Source organism: Mesorhizobium sp. M7A.F.Ca.US.014.04.1.1 (assembly GCF_003998745.1).
In the GTDB taxonomy this organism is placed as follows: domain Bacteria; phylum Pseudomonadota; class Alphaproteobacteria; order Rhizobiales; family Rhizobiaceae; genus Mesorhizobium; species Mesorhizobium ciceri.
On the sequence record NZ_RZRW01001457.1, the window covers coordinates 1 to 451 of the forward strand.

Here is a 451-nt window from a genome sequence, read left to right on the forward strand (position 1 = left end):
CGGCGACGCCCTGGTCGTAGGGACGCTGCGCGCCTACGGCCAGAAATTCGCCGCGTGCAACGTTCAGCGCGCTGTCAGCGGCAATGTCATTCGTGGTGACGACGATATCGCGGCCGAGTGTCTTCGCCGCGGCCACGACTTGCTGGGCGGGCGTGTCCCAGGCAACGAAGATGCCCTTCATGTCGGGATGCGCCGTCAACATTGCGGTGGCAACCTCGTAAGCCTTCTCGGGGGCTGTGAAGGTGCCGACATCCGCGACCTTGATGTCGGGATGTTCGCCGAACGCCTTCAAGGCACCGACCTTTCGGGCTGCGACGGAGTAGTAATAGTCATAAACCAGCGTGATGATGCCGACCTCGCCCTTGCCGCCAATCGCCCCGACAAGTTCCTGCGCGGCGAAGTAGGCGTTCTTTTCATTGTCGGAGGCGACAACGGTCACATAATCCTTGCC

The 451-nt window shown here is 61.9% G+C and carries 1 protein-coding gene; it reads right to left on the reverse strand.

The features are described 5' to 3' along the window. A partial coding sequence (locus EOA22_RS37095; RefSeq protein WP_245478826.1) for a substrate-binding domain-containing protein occupies positions 1-439 on the reverse strand: 439 nt, incomplete at its 3' end. Positions 440-451 lie beyond the last annotated feature (12 nt).